Origin of the sequence: Methylobacterium indicum (genome assembly GCF_017347565.1) — a bacterium.
Classification (GTDB): domain Bacteria; phylum Pseudomonadota; class Alphaproteobacteria; order Rhizobiales; family Beijerinckiaceae; genus Methylobacterium; species Methylobacterium indicum.
Window position 1 is genome coordinate 5557501 of the sequence record NZ_AP024145.1, and the last position, 19950, is coordinate 5577450.

At 71.9% G+C, this 19950-nt stretch carries 19 protein-coding genes (1 of these 19 only partly in view); 13 read left to right on the top strand and 6 right to left on the bottom strand.

Going from position 1 to position 19950, the window contains the following annotated elements:
* Positions 1 to 442 carry the beginning of a CaiB/BaiF CoA transferase family protein gene (locus miv_RS25795; RefSeq protein WP_207179673.1) on the bottom strand. The gene continues 680 nt to the left of window position 1, outside the view, so only the first 442 of its 1122 coding nucleotides appear in the window; the start codon lies at positions 440 to 442; its stop codon lies beyond the left edge, outside the window.
* Positions 443 to 658: 216 nt separating this feature from the next.
* Here miv_RS25795 and miv_RS25800 point away from each other — a divergent pair, with 216 nt between their 5' ends.
* From miv_RS25800 to miv_RS25810, 3 genes are all read left to right on the top strand, one after another.
* Positions 659 to 1420: an SDR family NAD(P)-dependent oxidoreductase gene (locus miv_RS25800; protein ID WP_207179676.1), complete on the top strand. Its 762-nt coding sequence runs from the start codon at positions 659 to 661 to the stop codon at positions 1418 to 1420.
* Positions 1421 to 1431: 11 nt separating this feature from the next.
* A complete protein-coding gene (locus miv_RS25805) occupies positions 1432 to 2571 on the top strand; it encodes an acyl-CoA dehydrogenase family protein (RefSeq protein ID WP_207179678.1) in 1140 nt (379 codons plus the stop codon).
* Positions 2572 to 2868: 297 nt separating this feature from the next.
* Complete coding sequence (locus tag miv_RS25810) at positions 2869 to 5466, top strand: sensor domain-containing phosphodiesterase (protein ID WP_207179680.1); 2598 nt, start codon at positions 2869 to 2871, stop codon at positions 5464 to 5466.
* Here miv_RS25810 and miv_RS25815 read toward each other — a convergent pair.
* The gene (locus tag miv_RS25815) at positions 5429 to 5779 is read right to left on the bottom strand and encodes a hydroxyisourate hydrolase (protein ID WP_048430296.1); all 351 of its coding nucleotides are present in this window, start codon (positions 5777 to 5779) and stop codon (positions 5429 to 5431) included. The genes miv_RS25810 and miv_RS25815 overlap by 38 nt on opposite strands.
* Positions 5776 to 7179 (bottom strand): amidase, encoded by a 1404-nt coding sequence (locus miv_RS25820; RefSeq protein WP_207179683.1) that lies wholly within the window; start codon positions 7177 to 7179, stop codon positions 5776 to 5778. The genes miv_RS25815 and miv_RS25820 overlap by 4 nt, the downstream gene beginning before the upstream one ends.
* Before the next feature lie 87 nt (positions 7180 to 7266).
* Here miv_RS25820 and miv_RS25825 point away from each other — a divergent pair, with 87 nt between their 5' ends.
* The 7 genes from miv_RS25825 (at position 7267) to miv_RS25855 (ending at position 14130) form a co-directional block, all read left to right on the top strand.
* Positions 7267 to 8397, top strand: a complete 1131-nt coding sequence (locus miv_RS25825) for an ABC transporter ATP-binding protein (RefSeq protein ID WP_207179685.1) — start codon at positions 7267 to 7269, stop codon at positions 8395 to 8397.
* 26 nt (positions 8398 to 8423) lie between these two features.
* A complete protein-coding gene (locus tag miv_RS25830; protein ID WP_048430299.1) occupies positions 8424 to 9467 on the top strand; it encodes an ABC transporter substrate-binding protein in 1044 nt (347 codons plus the stop codon).
* Between the two features lie 295 nt (positions 9468 to 9762).
* A complete protein-coding gene (locus miv_RS25835) occupies positions 9763 to 10578 on the top strand; it encodes an ABC transporter permease (RefSeq protein ID WP_207183633.1) in 816 nt (271 codons plus the stop codon).
* Between the two features lie 11 nt (positions 10579 to 10589).
* A complete protein-coding gene (locus miv_RS25840; RefSeq protein WP_207179687.1) occupies positions 10590 to 11402 on the top strand; it encodes an ABC transporter permease in 813 nt (270 codons plus the stop codon).
* 34 nt (positions 11403 to 11436) lie between these two features.
* Positions 11437 to 12135 (top strand): GntR family transcriptional regulator, encoded by a 699-nt coding sequence (locus miv_RS25845; protein ID WP_207179689.1) that lies wholly within the window; start codon positions 11437 to 11439, stop codon positions 12133 to 12135.
* Positions 12132 to 12797, top strand: coding sequence for an aspartate racemase/maleate isomerase family protein (locus tag miv_RS25850; protein WP_207179691.1), 666 nt, complete (start codon positions 12132 to 12134; stop codon positions 12795 to 12797). The genes miv_RS25845 and miv_RS25850 overlap by 4 nt, the downstream gene beginning before the upstream one ends.
* Positions 12798 to 12987: 190 nt before the next feature.
* The gene (locus miv_RS25855; RefSeq protein ID WP_207179693.1) at positions 12988 to 14130 is read left to right on the top strand and encodes an iron-containing alcohol dehydrogenase; all 1143 of its coding nucleotides are present in this window, start codon (positions 12988 to 12990) and stop codon (positions 14128 to 14130) included.
* Positions 14131 to 14178: 48 nt separating this feature from the next.
* Here the strand turns inward: miv_RS25855 and msrB are convergent, their stop codons facing one another.
* The 3 genes from msrB to miv_RS25870 form a co-directional block, all read right to left on the bottom strand.
* Positions 14179 to 14577 carry a peptide-methionine (R)-S-oxide reductase MsrB gene (gene msrB, locus miv_RS25860; RefSeq protein WP_048429313.1) on the bottom strand — a complete coding sequence of 133 codons (399 nt, stop codon included), beginning with the start codon at positions 14575 to 14577 and terminating at the stop codon, positions 14179 to 14181.
* Between the two features lie 130 nt (positions 14578 to 14707).
* Complete coding sequence (locus miv_RS25865) at positions 14708 to 15868, bottom strand: YihY/virulence factor BrkB family protein (RefSeq protein WP_207183634.1); 1161 nt, start codon at positions 15866 to 15868, stop codon at positions 14708 to 14710.
* Between the two features lie 107 nt (positions 15869 to 15975).
* Positions 15976 to 16656, bottom strand: a complete 681-nt coding sequence (locus miv_RS25870) for a GntR family transcriptional regulator (RefSeq protein WP_207179694.1) — start codon at positions 16654 to 16656, stop codon at positions 15976 to 15978.
* Positions 16657 to 16864: 208 nt separating this feature from the next.
* Between miv_RS25870 and dctP the strand changes: the two genes are divergently transcribed.
* Genes dctP through miv_RS25885 form a run of 3 tightly spaced genes read left to right on the top strand, consistent with a single transcriptional unit; the run spans position 16865 to position 19880 of the window.
* Entirely contained in the window at positions 16865 to 17884 is a 1020-nt protein-coding gene (gene dctP, locus miv_RS25875) for a TRAP transporter substrate-binding protein DctP (protein WP_207179697.1), read from the top strand.
* A complete protein-coding gene (locus tag miv_RS25880; protein ID WP_207179699.1) occupies positions 17881 to 18531 on the top strand; it encodes a TRAP transporter small permease in 651 nt (216 codons plus the stop codon). The genes dctP and miv_RS25880 overlap by 4 nt, the downstream gene beginning before the upstream one ends.
* Complete coding sequence (locus miv_RS25885; RefSeq protein ID WP_048429317.1) at positions 18528 to 19880, top strand: TRAP transporter large permease; 1353 nt, start codon at positions 18528 to 18530, stop codon at positions 19878 to 19880. Before miv_RS25880 ends, miv_RS25885 begins: the two co-directional genes overlap by 4 nt.
* Positions 19881 to 19950 lie beyond the last annotated feature (70 nt).

Genomic DNA, 19950 nt, shown 5'->3' on the forward strand with positions numbered 1-19950 from the left:
TCGCCGCCAGCGCACCGGTCACCGCCAGATAGGTGATGTCGTGCCCCGCCGCCTTGGCGAGGGGCCCATCCTGGCCCCAGCCGGTCATGCGGCCGTAGACGAGGCGCGGGTTGCGGGCGAGTACCACGTCGGGCCCGAGGCCGAGCCGCTCCATCACGCCGGGGCGAAACCCCTCGATCAGGGCATCGGCACGATCGAGCAGCGACAGGGTGCCGGCGAGGTCGGCCGGATCCTTCAGGTCTACCGTCACGCTCGGGCGCCCCCGCGCCACCACGTTCTTCGAGTAGGGGTCGCTGCCCCCGGGCCGGTCGAGCCGCACGAGATCGGCGCCCATATCGGCGAGCAGCATCGCCGCGAACGGGCCGGGGCCGATGCCCGCGAATTCGACGATGCGAAGGCCGGCGAGCGGTCCGCCCTGCCCGGCCTGGTGCGACGGGTCCATGCGTTGTCCTCCCCTGACCTCCTCCGCCCGGCGCTTGTCGTCGCCTGATCCGGCGCGCCTTGACGATGGCAGGTCCGCCCCATAGCGATGGGGCAACGATGCCATCGCGTAGCAGACCGGTCCGCCCGTCGCCATGGGCGGGAGACGAGGCGGCGCGAAGGCACGACGGGGCACATCCACCGGACGAGTGGGGCCCGCGATACGGGAGGACAAGGCATGAACGTCAACGGCGTAGCCGCGATCGTCACGGGCGGCGGGTCGGGCCTCGGCGCGGCGACCGGTCGGGCGCTGGCGGCGGCGGGCGCGCGGGTCGCGCTCCTCGATCTCAACGAGGGCGCCGCCGCGGAGGTCGCCGGCGAGATCGGCGGGATCGCCCTCGCCTGCGACGTCGCCGATGCGGCGAGCGCGGAGACGGCGGTCGCTCGCGCGGCCGAGGCGCATGGCCCCGCCCGCGTCCTGGTCAATTGCGCCGGCGTCGCCACCGCCGGCCGGATCGTCGGGCGCAACGGCCCCCTCGATCTCCAGGCCTATGCGAAGGTGATCCAGGTCAACCTGATCGGCAGCTTCAACCTGATGCGGCTCGTGGCGGCCGGTGCCCTCGCGCTCGATCCGCTGGAGGGCGGCGAGCGCGGCGTCATCATCTCCACCGCCTCGGTCGCGGCCTACGAGGGCCAGGTGGGCCAGGCGGCCTACGCCTCCTCGAAGGCCGGCATCGTCGGCCTGACCCTGCCGGCGGCGCGGGAATTCGCCCCCGCCGGCATCCGGGTCTGCGCCATCGCGCCCGGCATCTTCGAGACGCCGATGCTGCGCGGCCTGCCGCCGGAGGTGCAGGATTCCCTCGGCGCCGCGGTGCCGTTCCCCTCGCGCCTCGGCAAGCCGGAGGAATATGCGAGGCTCGCGATGGCGATCATCGACAACCCGATGCTCAACGGCGAGGTCATCCGCCTCGACGGGGCGCTACGCATGCAGCCGAAGTAGAGGATCGGGCGATGCTGAGCGACGACCAGATCCTGATCCGCGACACCGCCCGCAGCTTCGCGCGCGAGCGGCTGAAGCCTTTTTCGGCCGAATGGGACCGGGAGGCGCGCTTTCCCCGCGAGGCGATCGCCGAGATGGGAGCGCTCGGCTTCATGGGCATGCTGGTGCCCGAGGAGCACGGGGGCGCGGCGGCCGACCACGTCGCCTACGCGCTCGCCATCGAGGAGGTGGCGGCGGGCGACGGCGCGGTCTCGACCGTGATGAGCGTGCACAACTCGGTCGGCTGCATGCCGATCCTGAAGTTCGGCAGCGACGAGCAGAAGGCGCGGTTCCTCGGACCGCTGGCCCGCGGCGAGCAGCTCGGCGCCTTCTGCCTGACCGAGCCCGGCGCCGGCTCGGACGCCGCCGCGCTCAAGACCCGGGCGCGCCGCTCCGGCAATGCCTGGGTGCTCTCGGGCACCAAGCAGTTCATCACCTCGGGGGCGAATGCCGACCTCGCCATCGTGTTCGCGGTGACCGACCCCGAGGCGGGCAAGCGCGGCATCTCGGCCTTCATCGTGCCGACCAAGACCCCCGGCTACAAGGTGGCGCGGATCGAGCACAAGCTCGGCCAGCGCTGCTCGGACACGGCCCAGATCGTGTTCGAGGACATGGAGCTCACCCCCGACCTGATGCTCGGCCAGGAGGGCGAGGGGCTGAAGATCGCGCTCGCCAATCTCGAGGGCGGGCGCATCGGCATCGCCGCCCAGGCGGTCGGCATGGCCCGCGCGGCGTTCGAGGCGGCTCTGGCCTACGCGAACGAGCGCGAGACCTTCGGCCAGAAGCTGACGGGGCACCAGGCGGTCGCCTTCCGGCTTGCCGACATGGCGACGAAGATCGAGGCGGCGCGACTGCTGGTGCTGAACGCGGCGCGCCTGCGCGATGCCGGGCAGCCCTGCCTCAAGGAGGCGGCGATGGCCAAGCTCTTCGCCTCCGAGATGGCGGAAGCCGTCTGCTCCGATGCGATCCAGATCCACGGCGGCTACGGCTATCTCGCCGACTACCCGGTCGAGCAGATCTACCGCGATGTGCGGGTGTGCCAGATCTACGAGGGGACGAGCGACGTCCAGCGCATCGTGATCAGCCGGGCGCTGACGGCGCAAGCGTCGTGACGAAGGGGAAATGGCTGGGTGCGGCCGGGCAATCGCGTCGCCCCAGCCGGAGGTAGAGACCAGTCCAACCGCCTAGCTCCGGGGGTCGGTTGCGTGTCGCGGTGCCGTGAGGCGCCGTGCATCCCGGATCCTCGGTCCAGGCTGGATCTTCCCCGGCGGCCGGGGGATCTTGACCGGCGGCGACGCTCTTGCGAAAGCGGGCATCCGGCGCAGATTAACGCGGCCTTAGGGTTTTGGCTATTCTTGGACTGCCCACGGATCGCGTTCCGGCCTTCCGGGTCGGACAGGAGCGTCGCGGTGCATCTCGTTCCCCCCCGCGAGGCCGAGCGCCTCTCCGCCCTGCACGCCCTCGGCATCCTCGATACGCCGCCCGAGGCGCATTTCGATGCGGTCTGCCGGCTGGCGTGCACGCTGTTCTCCGTCCCCCATGCCTGGGTATCGCTGGTCGATGCCGATCGGCTCTGGTGCAAGGCCGCCTCGGGCATCACCTTCGGTCCGACGCCCCGGGGCGCGGCCTTCTGCGACCACGCCATCCTGAGCGACGCCCCCCTGGTGGTCGTGGATGCCACGGCCGATCCCCGTTTCCGCGACCGGGCGATCGTGAACGGCCCGTTCCGCATGCGGTTCTATGCCGGCATTCCCCTGTTTCTCCGGCCGGGCCTGCCCCTCGGCACGTTGTGCATCGGCGATACGGTTCCGCGGCAATTGCCGCCCGCGGAGCTGGAGCGCCTGCGCGATCTCGGCGAGGTGGTGGTGGCCCAGCTGCGCCACTACGAGGCCCGCGTCGCCAGCGAGACCGAGGCCGCACGCCGGCGGGCGAGCGAGGCGGCCCTGTCGGAGGCCAACCGCAACCTGAGTCTGGCCGAGCAGATGGCCCATATCGGCCATTGGCGCGTCGATCTCGCCTCCGGAGCCATGACCTGGTCGGACGAGGTCTGCCGCCTGCACGGGAGGGCGCCGGGCGACCCCGCCTCCGGCATCGAGGAGGCCCTGACCTACTACCATCCGGATGACAGGGAACGCATCGCGGGCCTCGTGGTGGAGGCCCGCGAGCGGCGGACGGGCTTCCACTTCAAGGCCCGGCTGGTGCGGCGGGACGGCGAGGAGCGGGTCGTCGTCTCGCATGGCATCTGCCAGGAGGACGAGGCGGGCACGGTCGTCGCCCTGTTCGGCAGCGTCCAGGACGTGACCGAGATCGACCGGGCGGAGGCCGAGCTGCGCGCCAGCACCGCCCTCCTCGACGCCACCCTGGCGCATATGGACCAGGGCCTTCTGATGATCGACGAGGCTGGGGCGGTCCGCGTTTGCAACGAGCGCGCCCTCGCGCTCCTCGACCTGCCGCGGGAGATGATGCGCGCGGCCCCGAGCTTCGACGCCGTGCGCCGACACCAGCTGGCACAGGACGACTTCGCGCGGTGCGACGGCACGCTGCGCGAGGTCCTGGCGCACGCCCCGCTGGCGATCCAGCCCCGCACCTACGAGCACGAGCGGGCGAACGGGACCGTGCTGGAGATCCGCACCGTGCCGCTGCCGACCGGCGGCGCGGTGCGGACCTATACCGACATCACCGCCCGCAAGGCCGCCGAGGCCCAGGTAACCCACATGGCCCGGCACGACGCCCTGACCGGGCTGCCGAACCGGGCGCTGTTTCGCGACAGCCTCGACCAGCGCCTCGCCGCCCTGAGGCGCCACGGCGGGACCTGCGGCCTGCTCTGCCTCGACCTCGACGCCTTCAAGGCGGTCAACGACACGCTCGGCCACCTCGCCGGCGATACCCTGCTGCGCGAGGTGGCGGGGCGCATCCGCGCCTGCCTGCGCCGCGAGGACCTGCCGGCGCGCCTCGGCGGCGACGAGTTCGCGATCCTGCTCGGCGGCGAGGCGGATGCCCACAGTGCCGCCGCCACCGCCGAGCGGCTGGTCGCGGCCCTGCGCCGGCCGGTCGATCTCGGCGGGCAGGAGGCGGTGATCGGCGTCAGCATCGGCATCGCCTTCGCACCCGAGCACGGGCTCGACGGCGACACCCTGCTCAAGCGGGGCGACCTCGCGCTCTACCGGGCGAAATCGGAAGGCCGCAACACCTACCGGCACTTCGCCGCCGCGATGGACCGGGCCGCGGAGGAGCGCCGCCGCAACGAGGCGGATCTGCGCGAGGGCCTGCGCGGCGGCGCGTTCTCGCTGCACTACCAGCCGGTCTTCGACCTCGCGACCGGGCGGGTGACCGCGCTCGAGGCGCTGGCGCGGTGGCACCACCCGACCCGCGGCACCCTGGCGCCGGCCGCCTTCCTGCCGCTCGCCGAGGAGACCGGGCTGATCGCGCCGCTCGGCGAATGGATCCTGCGCACCGCCCTCGCCGAGAGCGCAGCGATGCCGCCGGAGATCCGCCTGGTGGTGAACGTCGCAGGAGGACAGCTGCGCCAGGCGGGCTTCGTCCCCGCGGTCCGGGACGCGCTCCTGGCGACGGGTCAGCCCCCGGAGCGCCTCGAACTCGACGTCGCCGAGGCGGCCATCGCGGCGGAGAGCGGACGGCTGAAGGACCTCGCCGCCCTCGGGGTCGGGATCGCCTTCGACGCCTTCGGTGCCGGCGCCTCTTCCCTCGGCGCCCTGCGGCGCCTGCCCTTCGGCCAGGTCAAGCTCGACCGGGCGCTGGCCGCCTCGGTGGCGACGCCGGAGACGGCGGATTTCGTGCGGGCGGTGGTCGCCCTGGCGGGCGCGCTCGGCATGCGGGCGACCGCCAAGGGCGTCGAGACCGACGCCCAGCTCGCCGCCCTGCGGGAGGCGGGCTGCGTCGCGGCGCAGGGCTTCCTGTTCGGCCGGCCCGCGCCCTTCGGCGAGCTCTCTCCCCTGCTCCGCGGTGGGGTCAGACGCCCCGAAACACCGCGTAGCCGAAGCGCGTGAACTTCAGCGGCAGGTGGTGGTGCTCGCGCGCCTCCACCACCGTGAAGCGGAACGGCACCCGGTCGAGGAAGTGCGGCCCCGGCTTCCCTTGCGCGGTGAAGTAGTCGCCGAGATGGAACACCGCCTCGTAGGTGCCGGGCCCGATCCCGACGCCGCGCACGACCGGATGGTCGAAGCTGCCGTCCGGCCCGATCACCCCTTGGGCGATCACGCGCGGACCCGCCGCCTCGATCACCGCCAGGGTCACCGTCAGGCCGAGCGCCGGGCGGCCCTCCGCCACGTCGACGGCGTGGACCGAGATGCCGCCGCTCATCGGGAGACCTCCCCGGGCAGGACCGGCCAGCGATCCGCGAAGGGCCGGCGGGTTTCGAGCGCCTCCGCCACGTCGAGAAGCAGGTCGTCGCGGCCGAAACCCGCCACGAGATGCAGGCCGATCGGTAGGCCGTCCGGCGCGGGATCGACCGGCAGGCTCAAGGCCGGCAGCGCCGCGGCGTTGACCCAGCCCGAATAGACCGCGTGGCCGCGCGGGCCGACCGGCCGCCCGTCGATCACCTCCGGATAGACCGCGTCCGCCGTCCAGGGCATCGCCGCCGCCGCGGGGGTGACGACGAGGTCGATCTCGGTCAGGGCGGCGTTCGCGGCGTTGCGCAGGGCCTGGACCCGATCGAGGATGTCGCAGAGCAGCGTCGCGGGCGCCCGTGCGCCCTCCTCGGCCATCGCCCGGTAGGGCGCGCTCGCCCGTGCCGCCAGCGCCGGATCGGCTGCGAACAGCCGGGCGATGCCGATCTTGCCGATCTCGGGCCACAGGGCGTTCAGCCCGGCGATCTCGACGGGCAGCGGGCCTTCCTCGACCGCGACGCCGATCGCGTCGAGGTCGGCGAGCGCCCGTCGGCACGCGCTCGCGATGACCGGATCGAGGGGAGCGTCGCCGATGCGCTCGACGTAGCGGGCGCGCAACGGGCGGTCATGCCGGGGCGGTGCCGCGAAGCCCGACCACAGCACCCGCGGGTCGGCCCCCTGCATCAGGTGCAGCACCGCCCGGGTGTCGGCGACCGTGCGGGTGAGCGCGCCCGCGACCTCGAAATCGAGGAGCGGCGAGGGCAGGCCGCCCAGCCGCGGCACCCGGCCGAGGCTGCTCTTGAGGCCGACGAGGCCGGTATGCGCCGCGGGCCGGCGCAGCGAGCCGCCGCCATCGGTGCCGAGCGCGATCGGCGCGTAGCCGGCGGCCGTCGCGGCGGCCCCCCCGCCGGTCGAGCCGCCGGGGGTGAGGCGCGTGTCCCACGGGTTGCGGGTGACGCCGAAACGGGCAGATGCCGTAAAACCCTGCACGGCGAATTCCGGCATCGTGGTCTTGGCGAGCGTCACGAGGCCGGCCCGCCGCATGCGGGCGACCGGCAGTTCGTCCTCGCCGGCAGCCGGCGCCTCGCCCGGCTCGGCATAGGTCGAGGGCATCCCCTCGGTGACCAGAAATTCCTTCACGGTCATCGGCACCCCGTCGAGGGGCGAGAGCGGCGCGCCCGCCCGCCAGCGCGCGGCGCTCGCCTCGGCCTCCGATCGCGCGCGGGGATTGTCGCGCGAGAGCGCGTTCAGGTGCGGCTCCCAGGCGGCGGCCCGGGCCTGCGCGGCCTCCAGGGCATCGACCGGCGAGGCCCGCCCATCGGCGAAGAGCCGGCCGAGCTCGATCGCCGAGAGGCGCCACAGCTCCGTGCTCATGCGGTCGCTCCGTTGCTCAAGTGACAGCTGGACATGGGCTTTCCCGAAAATGGCATACGATTTGCGAGCCATCCGGCAGCAAGATCGATGCCGCAGGAAGGCCTCACCGTGACAGCAACCGGACGACGCAGCCAGGGTCAGGCGGAGGGCCGCTCCGTCGTGCTCGACGGCATCACCCACCGGTATGGCGGCGCGGTCGCCGTCGAAAACATCAACCTCGACATCCGCGGCGGCGAGCTGATCTCGCTGCTCGGGCCGTCGGGCTGCGGCAAGACCACCTTGCTGCGCATCGTCGCCGGCTTCCTGCGCCAGACCGAGGGGCGGGTGATCGTCGGCGACGAGATCATCGACGCCCTGCCGCCGAGCCGGCGCGCCGTCGGCATCGTCTTCCAGAACTACGCCCTCTTCCCGCACCTGACGGTGGCCGAGAACGTCGCCTACGGCCTCGCGGCCCGGGGCGCCCCGCGAGCGGAGCAGGCGGCGGAGGCGCGTCGCCTGCTCGACCTCGTGCAGCTCGGCCATGCCGGGGCGCGCTACCCGCGCCAGCTCTCGGGCGGGCAGCAGCAGCGCGTGGCGCTGGCGCGCGCCCTCGCCATCCGCCCGGCGGTGCTGCTCCTCGACGAGCCCTTCGCGGCCCTCGACAAGAACCTGCGCCTCGACATGCAGATCGAGGTGAAGCGGCTCCAGCGCGTCGCCGGGGTCACCACGCTCCTGGTCACCCACGACCAGGAGGAGGCCCTGTCGCTCTCCGACCGGGTGGCGGTGCTCTCGAACGGGCGGCTCGAGCAGTTCGCCGCCCCGACCACCGTCTACGACGCGCCGGACACCCTCTTCGTCAACACCTTCGTCGGCTCGGCCAATGCCGTGCCGGGCGTGCTCGTCGGCGGGGACGCGCAGGGCCCGCGCATCGCCCTCGATGCCGGCGGCGAGGTGGTGGCGCGCCCGCTCGCCCGCCCGATCGCCCCGGGGTCGCGGGTGACCCTGTGCCTGCGTCCCGAGCACCTGCGCCTCACCGAGGGCGAGGACGGCATCGCGGGCGTCGTCGAGATGGCGCTGCCGCTGGGTCCCACCGTCGTCCACGAGATCCGGGTCGGCGCCGGACGCCCGCTCAAGATCGCCGAGCCGCGCCTCGGCGGCGCAGCCCTGCGCGCGCCCGGCACGCCGGTGCGCATCGCCGTCGCCCCCGGCCTCGCCTCCGCCTTCCCGGCCGCCGCCTGATTTTTTCCGACCACGGAGCCCTCTCGATGCTCGATCGCCGCACCCTCCTCACCACCGCCCTGTCGCTCGGCGCGATGGAGCTGTTTCCCGGCCTGTCCTTCGCGCAGGCGCGGCCCCTCGTCTTCGCCACCTTCACGGGGAGCTGGGAGGAGGCGCACAAGGCCGTGCTGGTCCCGGCCTTCCGCAAGGAGACGGGCAACGCGCCGATCGTCCTCGACCCGATGCTGTCGGTCGACCAGATCGCCAAGGTCTCGGCCGCCAAGGCCAACCCGCCGATCGACGTGATGCTGCACGATCCCGGCCCGGCCCTCACCGCGCTGGCCCAGGATCTGGTCGAGCCCTTCCCCGTCGAGCGCAGCGCCGCGTTCAAGGACCTGATCCCCGACGCGCAGGACCCGCACGGCCCGGCGGCCTTCTTTCAGGTCGTCGGCCTGACCTACAACCCCGACACGGTGAAGACCCCGCCGACCTCCTGGGCCGACCTGTGGCGGCCCGAATACAAGGGCCGGGTCGGCATCACCAACATGAACTCGACGCTGGGCACCGGCTTCATGGTCGAGATCGCCAAGATGCATGGCGGCTCGGAAGCGAATATCGACCCCGCCTTCAAGGCGATGGACAAGCTGAAGCCCAACCTCTCGGCGGTGGCGGCCAATCCCGGCGCGCTCGCAACCCTCTTTCAGCAGGGCCAGGTCGACATCTCGCCCGGCAACTTCAACGCGATCCAGATCCTGAAGGCCAAGGGCGTGCCGGTGGAATTCGTGGCGCCCAAGGAAGGCGCCATCGCCTTCAAGACCGCCATCCAGATCGTCAAGAACTCGCCCAACCGCGAGCTCGCCTTCAAGCTGATCGAGGCGGCGATCTCCGAGCCGGTCCAGACCCGGCTGATGCAGGCGCCCTATCTGATCGTGCCGACCAACGCCAAGGTAAAGATGACCGGCGAGATCGCCAAGGTACTGGCGAAGGACACCGACGATTTGAAGAAGAAGTTCGTGTTCCAGGACTGGAAGACCATCAACGCCCAGCGCCCGGCCTGGATCGAGCGGTTCAACCGCGAGATCAAGTTGTAATGTCGCTTCTTCGTGATCTGCTGCTTTCACGATAAAGCGCGGGATCCCCTCTCCCGTGTGGGAGAGGGGTTGGGGTGAGGGTGACACGCTTCAATGTCGAGCGCTGAGCGTCGTGCTGGCAGCGGAACGGTTCAGCATTCTGCGGACGCGTAGCACCCTCACGCGCGATCTTCGATCGCCCGGCCCCTCTCCCGCACGGGAGAGGGGAGACGCGCTCTACCTCGACTGTACGGATCACGTCGAAGCCGTCGAAGGAGTTCTTTCCGTGGCCCCGCCGGACGTCACCACCTACCCAATGCGGCTGGCGAGCCCGCTCGCCGTGTTCTTCGCGGCGTTCTTCGCCGCGCCGCTCGTCGCGCTCCTGGCCCTGTCGCTCCGCGGCGCGGATGGCGGTTACGGCCTGTCGCAATACGCGGCGTTCCTCGGTGACGGATTCAGCCTCGGCGTGCTCCTCGGCACGCTCTGGCTCGGGCTCAAGGTCACGGCGGCCTGCCTGGTGCTGGGCCTGCCGCTGGCGCTGGTCGCCACCCGGGCCGGGGGCTGGGTGCGGGGCGTGATCATCCTGGCGGTGCTGACGCCGCTCCTCACCAGCGTCGTCATCCGCACCTTCGCGTGGATCGTGATCCTGGGGCGGCAGGGGGTGCTCAACAGCCTCCTGTCGTCCCTCGGCCTCATCGAGACGCCGCTGCGGCTCCTCTACGCCGAGGGCGGCCTCGTCGCGGCTCTGGCACAGGTCCAGATGCCCCTGATGGTGCTGCCGCTGATGACGGCGCTCGCGCGCATCGATCCGAGCCTGTGGGACGCCTCGGAGGCGCTGGGCGCCGGGCGCTGGCGCACCTTCCTCCGCGTGACGCTGCCGCTCTGCCTGCCGGGCCTCATCGCCGGCTCGGTCCTCACCTTCGCGGCGGCGATCTCGGGGTTCATCACCCAGTCGCTGATCGGCGGCGGGCAGATGCTGTTCATGCCGGGCTACATCTACCAGCAGGCCATCGCCCTCCAGAACTGGCCCTTCGCGGCGGCGATGTCGGTGATCTTCCTCGTCGCGGTGCTCGCCGTGGTGCTGGCCTTCAACGCGCTCGGGCGGCTCGCCCGCGGCTACGCCCAGACCTGAGGTCCCTTTCGATGTCGCGTCTCGCCGCCGCCCTCGACCGCCTCAGCTTCGAGATCCTCCTGCACCTGATGGCGCTTCTCGCCGTGGTGCTGCTGCTCGCCCCCACGGTGATCGTGCTGGTGGTGTCCTTCACCGACGGGCTGTCGCTGCGCTTCCCGCCGCCGGGCTATTCCTTCCGCTGGTACGGCGAGCTGATGGAGGCCTGGCAGCTCCACTACGCGCTGAAGAACAGCCTCACGGTGGCGGTGCTGGCGACCGTGCTCGCCATCGGGCTCGGGGTGCTGGCGGCGCTCGCGGTCGCGCGCTCGCCGCGGCTCTCGGCCCGCCTCCTCGACAGCTTCTTCCTCTCGCCGCTGATCCTGCCGGCCCTCGCCTTCGGCCTGTCGAGCCTGATGTTCTTCTCGCTCATCGGCTGGCCGGTCTCGGTGTTCACGCTGGTGCTCGGCCACACGGTGGTCTGCGTGCCCTACGTGGTGCGCAACACCGTGGCGGCCCTGACCCAGCTCCAGCCCAGTCTGCTCGAAGGCTCGGCGAGCCTCGGCGCGTCGCGGCTCTACACGTTCCGCCGCATCACCCTGCCGCTGATCCGGCCCGGCATCCTGTCCGGCGGCTTCCTCGCCTTCATGGCCTCGTTCGACAACATCCCGGTCTCGCTCTTCCTACGCGACGCCGCCACCGACATGCTGCCGATCCGCATGTGGCAGGACCTGGAGGGCCGCCTCGACGTGACCATCGCGGCGCTCTCGGGCGTGCTGATCGTCGCCACGATCGGAGGCATCGCCGTGATGGAGCGGCTGACCGGCCTGTCGCGGCGGTTGGTCTGACGATCGCAACAGGGCGTCATCACGAGAGGGCGTTTTGGCCGACTCGCTTCCCACCTCATCCCACGATGCTCCTCCCCGCCCCTCGCGTCCCGAACGCTCCCTGACCGAGCAGGCGGCGGCCGCCCTACGCCGGCTGATCCTGCTCAACCTGCTCGGCCCCGGCGAGGTGCTGAACGAGCCCGACCTCGTGGCCCGCCTCGGCGTCTCGCGCACGCCGGTGCGGGAGGCGCTGAAGCTGCTGGCCGGCGAGGGGCTCGTGACCCTCAGGCGCAACCGCGCGGCCCTGGTGACGCCGCTGGATCCCGCCGACCTCGTGCCGCTGTTCGAACTGGAAGTGGCGCTGGAGAGTTTTTGCGCGGGGCTAGCCGCCGCGCGGATCACCGCCGCCGAGCTCGATCGCCTCGCCCGGATCCAGGACGCGCTGGAAGCCGCGCGCGACGACCGCGACGCCTATACGCGCCTCAACCGCCAGGCCCACCGGCTGATCGTGACCGCCGCCCGCAGCCCGGCCATCGCCGAGGCCCACGGCCGCGCCTTCCCGCGCCTCGAACGGGCCCGCAACTTCGCGCTGGCGGCCGACGGGCGCGTGGCCGAATCGCTAGGCGAGCACCGGGCGATCCTCGAGGCCCTGCGGGCACGGGAGGCCGAGCGCGCCCGAACCCTGATGCAGGGCCACGTCGCCCGCACCCAGGCCGTGATGGTGGCCCGGCTGACCGAAGGACGCCCGCGATGACGAGCCCGCTCCTCCCGGCCCTCGGGGTGATCCTCCCCTCCTCCAACCGGGTGGTGGAGCGGGCGACGGAGGCCCGCCTCGCCGGCCGCGCCGACGCCTGCTACGCCCGGGTGCCCTACCGGGGCATGCTCAGGGGGGCGGGCTACGACGAGGCGGTGTTCCTGAATGCCGCCGACCTTCTGGCCGAGGCCGGCGTCGCCGCCCTGTGCTGGAACGCCACCCGGGGCGCCGCCCTCGGCTTCATCCCGGACGAGGACCTGTGCCGGGCCGTCACCGCCCGCACCGGCCTGCCGATGGTGACGACGGCACTCGCCGCCCGCGACCGGATGCACCGCGAGGGCTTTCGCCGCGTCGGCCTCGTGGTCCAGGGCGATGCCGACGAGGCCGCTCTGGTGGCCGGCCGGTTCGCGGAGGCCGGAATCGGCATCGGGGCGACCGCCCATCTCGGCATCACCGAGAATCGCGACGCCGCCGCGGTCGCGCCGGCCCGCCTCGCGGCGGCGGCCTGGGAGGCGTCCGAGGGCGCCGACGCGGTGCTGATCTGGAGCACCAACCTGCCGGGCTGGCGCCTGCCGGCCACCCTCGCCGGCGTGCCGCTCCTCGATTCGACGAGCCTCGGCACGCAAGCTCTGCTGGAGGCGGCCGGGCTGGCCTGCGCCTGACGCGGAGCGGCGCGCCCCGACCCTTGCAGGACTACTTGCAGGACCCTTGCCGCACGACGCCCCTGCGGCCTAGGCTGGCGGCCGACGCCCGGACAAGAGGTGCGCAGGAGGAGCGGATGGGGGCTTCGCGGCGTCCTCCGGTCGCTCGCGCGCGCCGAGCCGGGCCCGGTCCCCACAGGCAGCGTCCCCCATGAGCCTCATCACCTATCTCACCCGGATCCAGTTCGAGCGCGGCGCCGTCCGGCTTCTCGGCGAGGAGCTGGCGCTCCTCGGCGTGCGCCGGCCCCTGATCGTCACCGATCGCGGCGTGGTGGCGGCCGGTCTGATCGCCCGCGTCCTCGACGCCGCCGGCCTCCCCGCCTCCACCCCGGTCTTCGACGGGACGCCCGAGAACCCGACCGAGGAGGCGACGATCGAGGCCCGTGACCGCTTCCTGGCGGAGGGCTGCGATTGCGTGGTCGCGGTCGGCGGCGGCTCGCCCCTCGACCTCGCCAAGGGCGTGGCGCTGCTCGCGACCCACGACGAACCGCTCGCCATCTACGCGGCGATCCTGGGCGGCATTCCGCGCATCCGGGCCGACCAGCCCCCGGTGATCGCCGTGCCGACCACCGCCGGCACCGGCAGCGAGGTCGGCCGCGCGGCGCTGATCACGCTCGCCGACGGGCGCAAGCTCGGCTTCATCTCGCCCCACCTGATCCCGAACGTGGCGATCTGCGACCCCGAGCTGACGCTCGGCCTGCCGCCCGGCCTCACCGCGGCGACCGGCATGGACGCCCTGACCCACTGCATCGAGACCTACCTGAGCCCCCGCCACAACCCGCCGGCCGAGGCGATCGCCCTCGACGGCCTGGGCCGCGCCGTCCGCTCGCTCGCCCGCGCGGTCCGTGACGGCGCCGACATCGCGGCGCGCGAGGACATGATGATGGCCGCGCTCGAAGGCGGCATGACCTTCCAGAAGGGGCTGGGCGCCGTCCACTCGATGTCGCACGCGCTCGGCGGACTGAAGGCGAAGCGGCTCCACCACGGCACGCTCAACGCGGTGATCCTGCCGCACCTCCTGCGCTTCAACGCGCCGGCCTGCGAGGACAAGTACGCGGCCCTGCGCCGGGCGATGGGCCTGCCCGAGGGGGCCGACCTCGCCGCCGCGATCGAGGCGCTCAACCGCGACCTCGGCCTGCCGACCGACCTCGCCGCCATGGGGGTGACGCAGGCCGAGTGCGAGGCCCTGGTGCCCCGGGCGGTCGCGGACCACTCGACGGCGACCAACGGCCGGCCGGTCGGGGCGGAGGAGTTCCGGGAGCTGTTCCGGGTCTCGCTGCACGGAGCGGCGTAGCCCGCGTCCCGGGGCACCGACCGGGAGGGTGTTCCCTCCCGGACCGGCTCATTCCTGCGGCTCGAAGCCCATCGCGGCGCCGTTCATGCAGTAACGCAGGCCGGTCGGGGCCGGACCGTCCTCGAAGACGTGGCCGAGATGGCCCTTGCAGCGGGCGCAATGCACCTCGGTGCGGGTCATGAAGAACGAGCGGTCGGTCTGCGTCTCCACCGCGCCCTCCATCGGCGCGAAGAAGCTCGGCCAGCCGGAGCCGGACTCGTATTTGGTGCCGGATTCGAACAGGGGCTGGCCGCAGCCGGCGCATACGAAGGTGCCGGCGCGCTTCTCGTTGTTGAGCGGGCTGGTGCCGGCCCGCTCGGTGCCGTGCTCGCGCAGCACGCGGTACTGCTCGGGCGTCAGCTCCCGGCGCCACTCCGCCTCGGTACGGGTCTCGGCGGTGTCGGACATGTCTTGGCTGGCCACGGGCCGCTCCTCGAAGATTGCCTGATTCTCCTGAGCCCCAAGATGGTGGCACACGCCGCATCTGGCGAGAGGCTGCGGCGCCGGAACCGTGCCCGGGCCGTCGCCCGCCGGCCGCTCAAGCCGGCGCCCCGACCGTGTCGGCCATGCGGGCGCGCCTCGTGCCCATCGGCTCCTCGGGGCCGACCGTGGTGTCCCGCGCCGTCTGGTGCTCGAGCTCGGCGTTGATCTCGCCGCCGAGCAGCACGATCGTCGAGGAGATCCAGATCCAGGTCATGAAGCCGATCGCGGCGCCGAGCGAGCCGTAGGTCTCGTTGTAGCTGCCGAAATGCGCGACGTACCAGGAGAAGCCGATCGAGGCCGCGAGCCACACCACCCCGGCGGTGAGGCTGCCGGGCGTGACCCAGCGCCAGCGCGGCAGGTCGCGGCTGGGGCCGAAGCGGTAGAGCAGCGCCAGCCCGAACAGCAGGACCGCCAGAAGGGCCGGCCAGCGCAGCAGCGCGACGTACCAGGCCGTCGGGCTGATGCTGATGCCGAAATTGCCGAGGAAGTTCAGCGCCACCGGCAGCACCACGATGCCGCCGAGCGCCACGATGACGAAGACCAGCGCCCCGAAGGTGAAGGCGAGCGAGCGTAGGTTGAGCTGGATGAAGCTGCGCTTCTCCCGCTCCTCGTAGACGATGTTCAGCGCGTCGAACATCGCCTTCATGCTGGCATTGGCGCTCCACAGCGAGATCGCCAGACTGGTGAAGAAGGTGATGCCGAGGGTGGTGCTGCCCTTCGCGGTGATGCGCTTGACCTGATCGCCGATGATCTCCAGCGCGCCGGAGGGCAGCACGCCCTGGAGCAGGGAGAGGTGGTCGTTGATGGTGCTCGGATCGGTGAACAGGCCGTAGAGCGAGACGAGCGCCGCCACCGCCGGGAAGATGGCGAGCAGGGTGTAGAAGGTGACGCCGGCCGCCACCGACAGCACCCGGTCCTTCTGGAATTCGAGGTAGACGCGGGTGAGCACGTCCTTCCAGCCCTTGGCCGGGATGTCCATCGGCGTCTCGGCCTTGCGCCCGCGATCGCCCTCGGTATCGGCGACCCACTGGGCCGGGCGCCCGGAATACGACTTGGCGCCTTGGCCGAGATGGCCGGTCGGGTCCGGCTCGGCCTCGGCGACGCCCGCCGGCCGCCGCGCGGTGACGAGGCGCACCAGGGCGATGCCCAGGAGGGCGGTCCACAGGATCGAGGTCGCGCCGGAGGCGGCGGGACCGGGGCGGGATTCGGGCGGCATCACGACACCGGGCTGGGGCAGGATCTCGGCGGCCCACAAGCGTGAGCGCACCAAGTCTCAACGTCGCGCCCCACGGGTCGTTCCGAATCCGATAAAATGCCGGCGCGTCAAAGGGTTGACGCGACGGAGGCGCGCGCCGCCGCGCTGCCGCCCGGCAGGCTGCGGATGAGTTCGGCGAACCGGTCGCCCTGCACCAGGACGTGGGCGCGCAGGCGCTCGCCGGCGGTCGCCTCGTCCCCGGCCAGGATCGCCGCGACCACGCCCTCGTGCTCTGCGAGCGACTGGCGCAGCCGGTTGCGGGCGCGCAGCTGGATGCGCCGGAACGGCGCCAGCCGCCGGCTCAGGGTCAGGGCCTGCTCGCACAGGAAACCGTTGCCGGACGCCCGGTAGATCACCGCGTGGAAGACAGCGTTCTCGGCATAATAGGCTTCCATGTCGCCGTCCGCCGCCGCGGTTCGGCAGGCGTCGAGGGCCGCCGCGAGGGCGCGGTGATGCTCGTCGGTCAGGCGCCGGGCGGCGAGGCGCCCGCAGGCCGCCTCCAGCTCCGCCATGGTCTCGAACATCTCGACGAGGCGGGCGGGCTCGGGGGTGCTCACCACCGCGCCGCGCCGCGGCTTGATCTCGATCAGGCCGGTCACGGCGAGCTGGAGCAGCGCCTCGCGGATCGGCGTGCGCGAGACGCCGAAGCGGGCGGCGAGCTGGCACTCGTCGAGCCGGTCGCCGGGGCGCAGGCCCCCATCCACGATCTCGTCCTCGATGGTCTGCCGCAGCCGCTGGGCGTGGTTCATCCGGGCTTGGTCCGTACGGGCTTCCTTCGTCCGGGTTTGGTTCATGGCCGGTCCCGCCTTCCCCTGCGGCGTAATTATGCACCGGCGTTGACAGAATATACAAGATTGGTGTCACCTGCGTACACGAGGTGGCGGGCACACGACCGGTCCGGCGCCGATTGCGCGAGACGCGGCCCAACGCATCCGCGCGCCGACCGGAGGAAACGCCATGGCTCTCACCCGCCGCACCCTCGTGGCCGCCGGCCTCGCCGCGCCCGCACTCATCGGTCTCGGGCGCGCCGCGCAGGCCGCCACGACCCTCAAGCTCTCGCACCAGTTTCCCGGCGGCACGATCGACGAGGGCGACTTTCGCGATCGGATGTGCCGCAAGTTCGCCGCCGCCGTGAAGGAGCGCTCGAAGGGGGCGATCGAGGTCCAGGTCTATCCCGGCTCCTCGCTGATGAAGACGAACGCCCAGTTCAGCGCGATGCGCAAGGGCGCGCTCGACATGAGCCTCTATCCCCTGCCCTATGCGGGCGGCGAGGTGCCGGAGACCAATATCGGGCTGATGCCGGCGCTCGTGACCTCCTACCCGCAGGCGATGGCCTGGAAGACCGCGCCGGTCGGCCGCAAGCTCACCGAGATCCTGCTCGCCAAGAACATCGTGCTGGTCTCCTGGGTCTGGCAGGCGGGCGGCGTCGCGAGCCGCGAGCGGCCGCTGGTGCGTCCCGAGGACGCCAAGGGCCTGAAGGTCCGCGGCGGCTCGCGCGAGATGGACCTGATGATGAAGGCCGCCGGCGCCGCGACGCTCAGCCTGCCCTCGAACGAATCCTACGCGGCGATGCAGACCGGCGCCTGCGACGCGGTGATCACCTCGTCGACCAGCCTGATCTCGTTCCGGCTGGAAGAGCTGTCGAAGTCCCTCACCTCGGGGCGGGGCCGCTCGTACTGGTTCATGCTCGAGCCGATCATGATGTCGAAGACCGTGTTCGACGCCCTGCCGAAGGACCAGCAGGAGCTGATCATGGCGGTCGGTGCCGAGCTCGAATCCTTCGGCCAGGAGGGGGCGCAGGCCGACGACAGCCGGGTCGAGCAGATCTTCGGGAAGGCCGGCGCCAAGGTCGAGACCCTGGACGAGGCGACGCTGGGCAAGTGGCGCGACATCGCCCGCGACTCCGCCTGGAAGGACTACGCGGCGAAGTCCGCCTCCTGCGCCGAGATGCTGAAGCTCGCGGAGGCGGTCGCGTGAGCCACGCCTTCGACGCGGCCTCCGCCGCCGCGGAGCCGGAGCGCCCTGCCGCGCGGGCCCGTCTGCCCGGGCCGCTCGCGGCCATCGAGGCCGCGATGGGCGGCCTCAACCGGGTGATCCTGCTCATGGGCGGGCTCGCCCTCGTCGCCGCCTGCCTGGTGCTGAGCTACAGCGTCGTCGTCCGTTACCTCCTCAAGGTCCCGACCGAGTGGCAGGACGAGACGGCGGTGTTCCTGATCGTCGGCGCCACCTTCCTGTCGGCGGCCGGCGTCCAGGCGCGGCGCGGCCACGTCGCGATCGAGGCGCTGACCGGCCTCCTCTCGCCGCGGGCGAACCGCATCCGGCTCATCGTGGCCGACATCGTCAGCCTCGGATTCGTGGCGTTCTTCGCCTGGAAGAGCTGGACGCTGCTGCACGAGGCCTGGGTCGACGGCCAGATCTCGCAATCGACCTGGGGGCCGCCGCTCTGGATCCCCTACTCGCTGATGGCGCTCGGCATGACCCTGCTCGCGCTGCAGTTCCTGCTCCAGATCGCCGAAGCCCTCGCCCGCGGGCCGGCGGCCGCCGGCTTCGCCGATCCGAAGGTCGGCCTCGGGCCCGACCTCGTCCGGGCGAAGAAGCAAGACATGAAGGATTCCGCCCGATGAGCACCGCGATCATCGGCACGCTTTATGCGGGCGCCACCCTCGGGGCGATGCTCGCCGGCATCCCGATCGCCTTCGCACTCGGCGCGGTGGCCCTCGTCTTCATGCTGGCCTTCATGCCCGGCGCCTCCCTCGATACGGTGGCGCAGAACGTCTACGAGGAGATGGCCTCGATCACGCTTTTGTCGATCCCGCTCTTCATCCTGAAGGGCGCGGCGATCGGCCGGTCGAAGGCGGGCCAGGACCTCTACTCGGCGATGCATGCCTGGATGCACAAGATCCCGGGGGGCTTGGGCATCGCCAACGTCTTCGCCTGCGCGCTGTTTGCCGCCATGGCGGGATCGAGCCCGGCAACCTGCTCGGCGATCGGCTCGGCCGGCATCCCGGAGATGCGCCGGCGCGGCTATTCCGGGGGCTTTGCCGCCGGCATCATCGCGGCGGGGGGCACGCTCGGCATCCTCCTGCCGCCCTCCATCACCATGATCCTCTATGCGGTGGCGGCCGAGCAGTCCCTCGGGCGGCTCTTCCTCGCCGGCATCGGCCCGGGGCTTCTCCTGGTGCTGCTGTTCGCGGCTTACGCCGCCTGGCGCTTCCGGCGCGAATTCGCCACCGCGCGGGCGGCCTACGAGACCGGCGGGACCGGGCATCCGATCCTGGCCGAGGACCGCTACTCGATGGCGGAGCGCTTCTCGACCCTGCCGCGTGTGCTGCCCTTCGTGGTGCTGCTCACCGGCGTGATGGTGGCGCTGTACGGCGGTTACGCCACGCCCTCCGAGACGGCCGGCCTCGGCGGCCTCCTGGCACTCGCTTTGATCGCGGCGATCTACGGCGTCTGGCGAGCCCGGGACGTGAGCCCGATCCTGGTCGCGACCCTGCGCGAATCGACCATGCTGATGCTGATCATCGGCATGTCGCTGCTCTACGCCTACGTGATGAGCTACCTCCACATCTCGCAGGCCGCCGCCGCCGCGATCGTGGCGATGCAGCTCTCGCCCTGGCTGCTGCTGCTGACCATCCTGCTCCTCGTCGTCGGCCTCGGCTTCTTCCTGCCGCCGGTCTCGATCATCCTGATGACCGCCCCGATCATCCTGCCGCCGCTCAAGGCCGCCGGGTTCGATCTGGTCTGGTTCGGCGTCGTCATGACGATCACGATGGAGATGGGGCTGATCCACCCGCCGGTCGGCCTCAACATCTTCGTCATCAAGAACATCGCCCCCGACATCCCGCTCTCCGACATCATCTGGGGCACCCTGCCCTTCGTGATCCTGATGGCGGTGGCAATCCTCCTGCTCTGCCTGATGCCCGGGATCGCCCTTTGGCTGCCGGATCTCCTCTTGCCCTCGACCAAGTAGGAGCGGCACCATGCGGGACGCGATTCCGGACCCCGTTCGCGATACCGGGGGGCGCCCGGTCTCTCTCTCC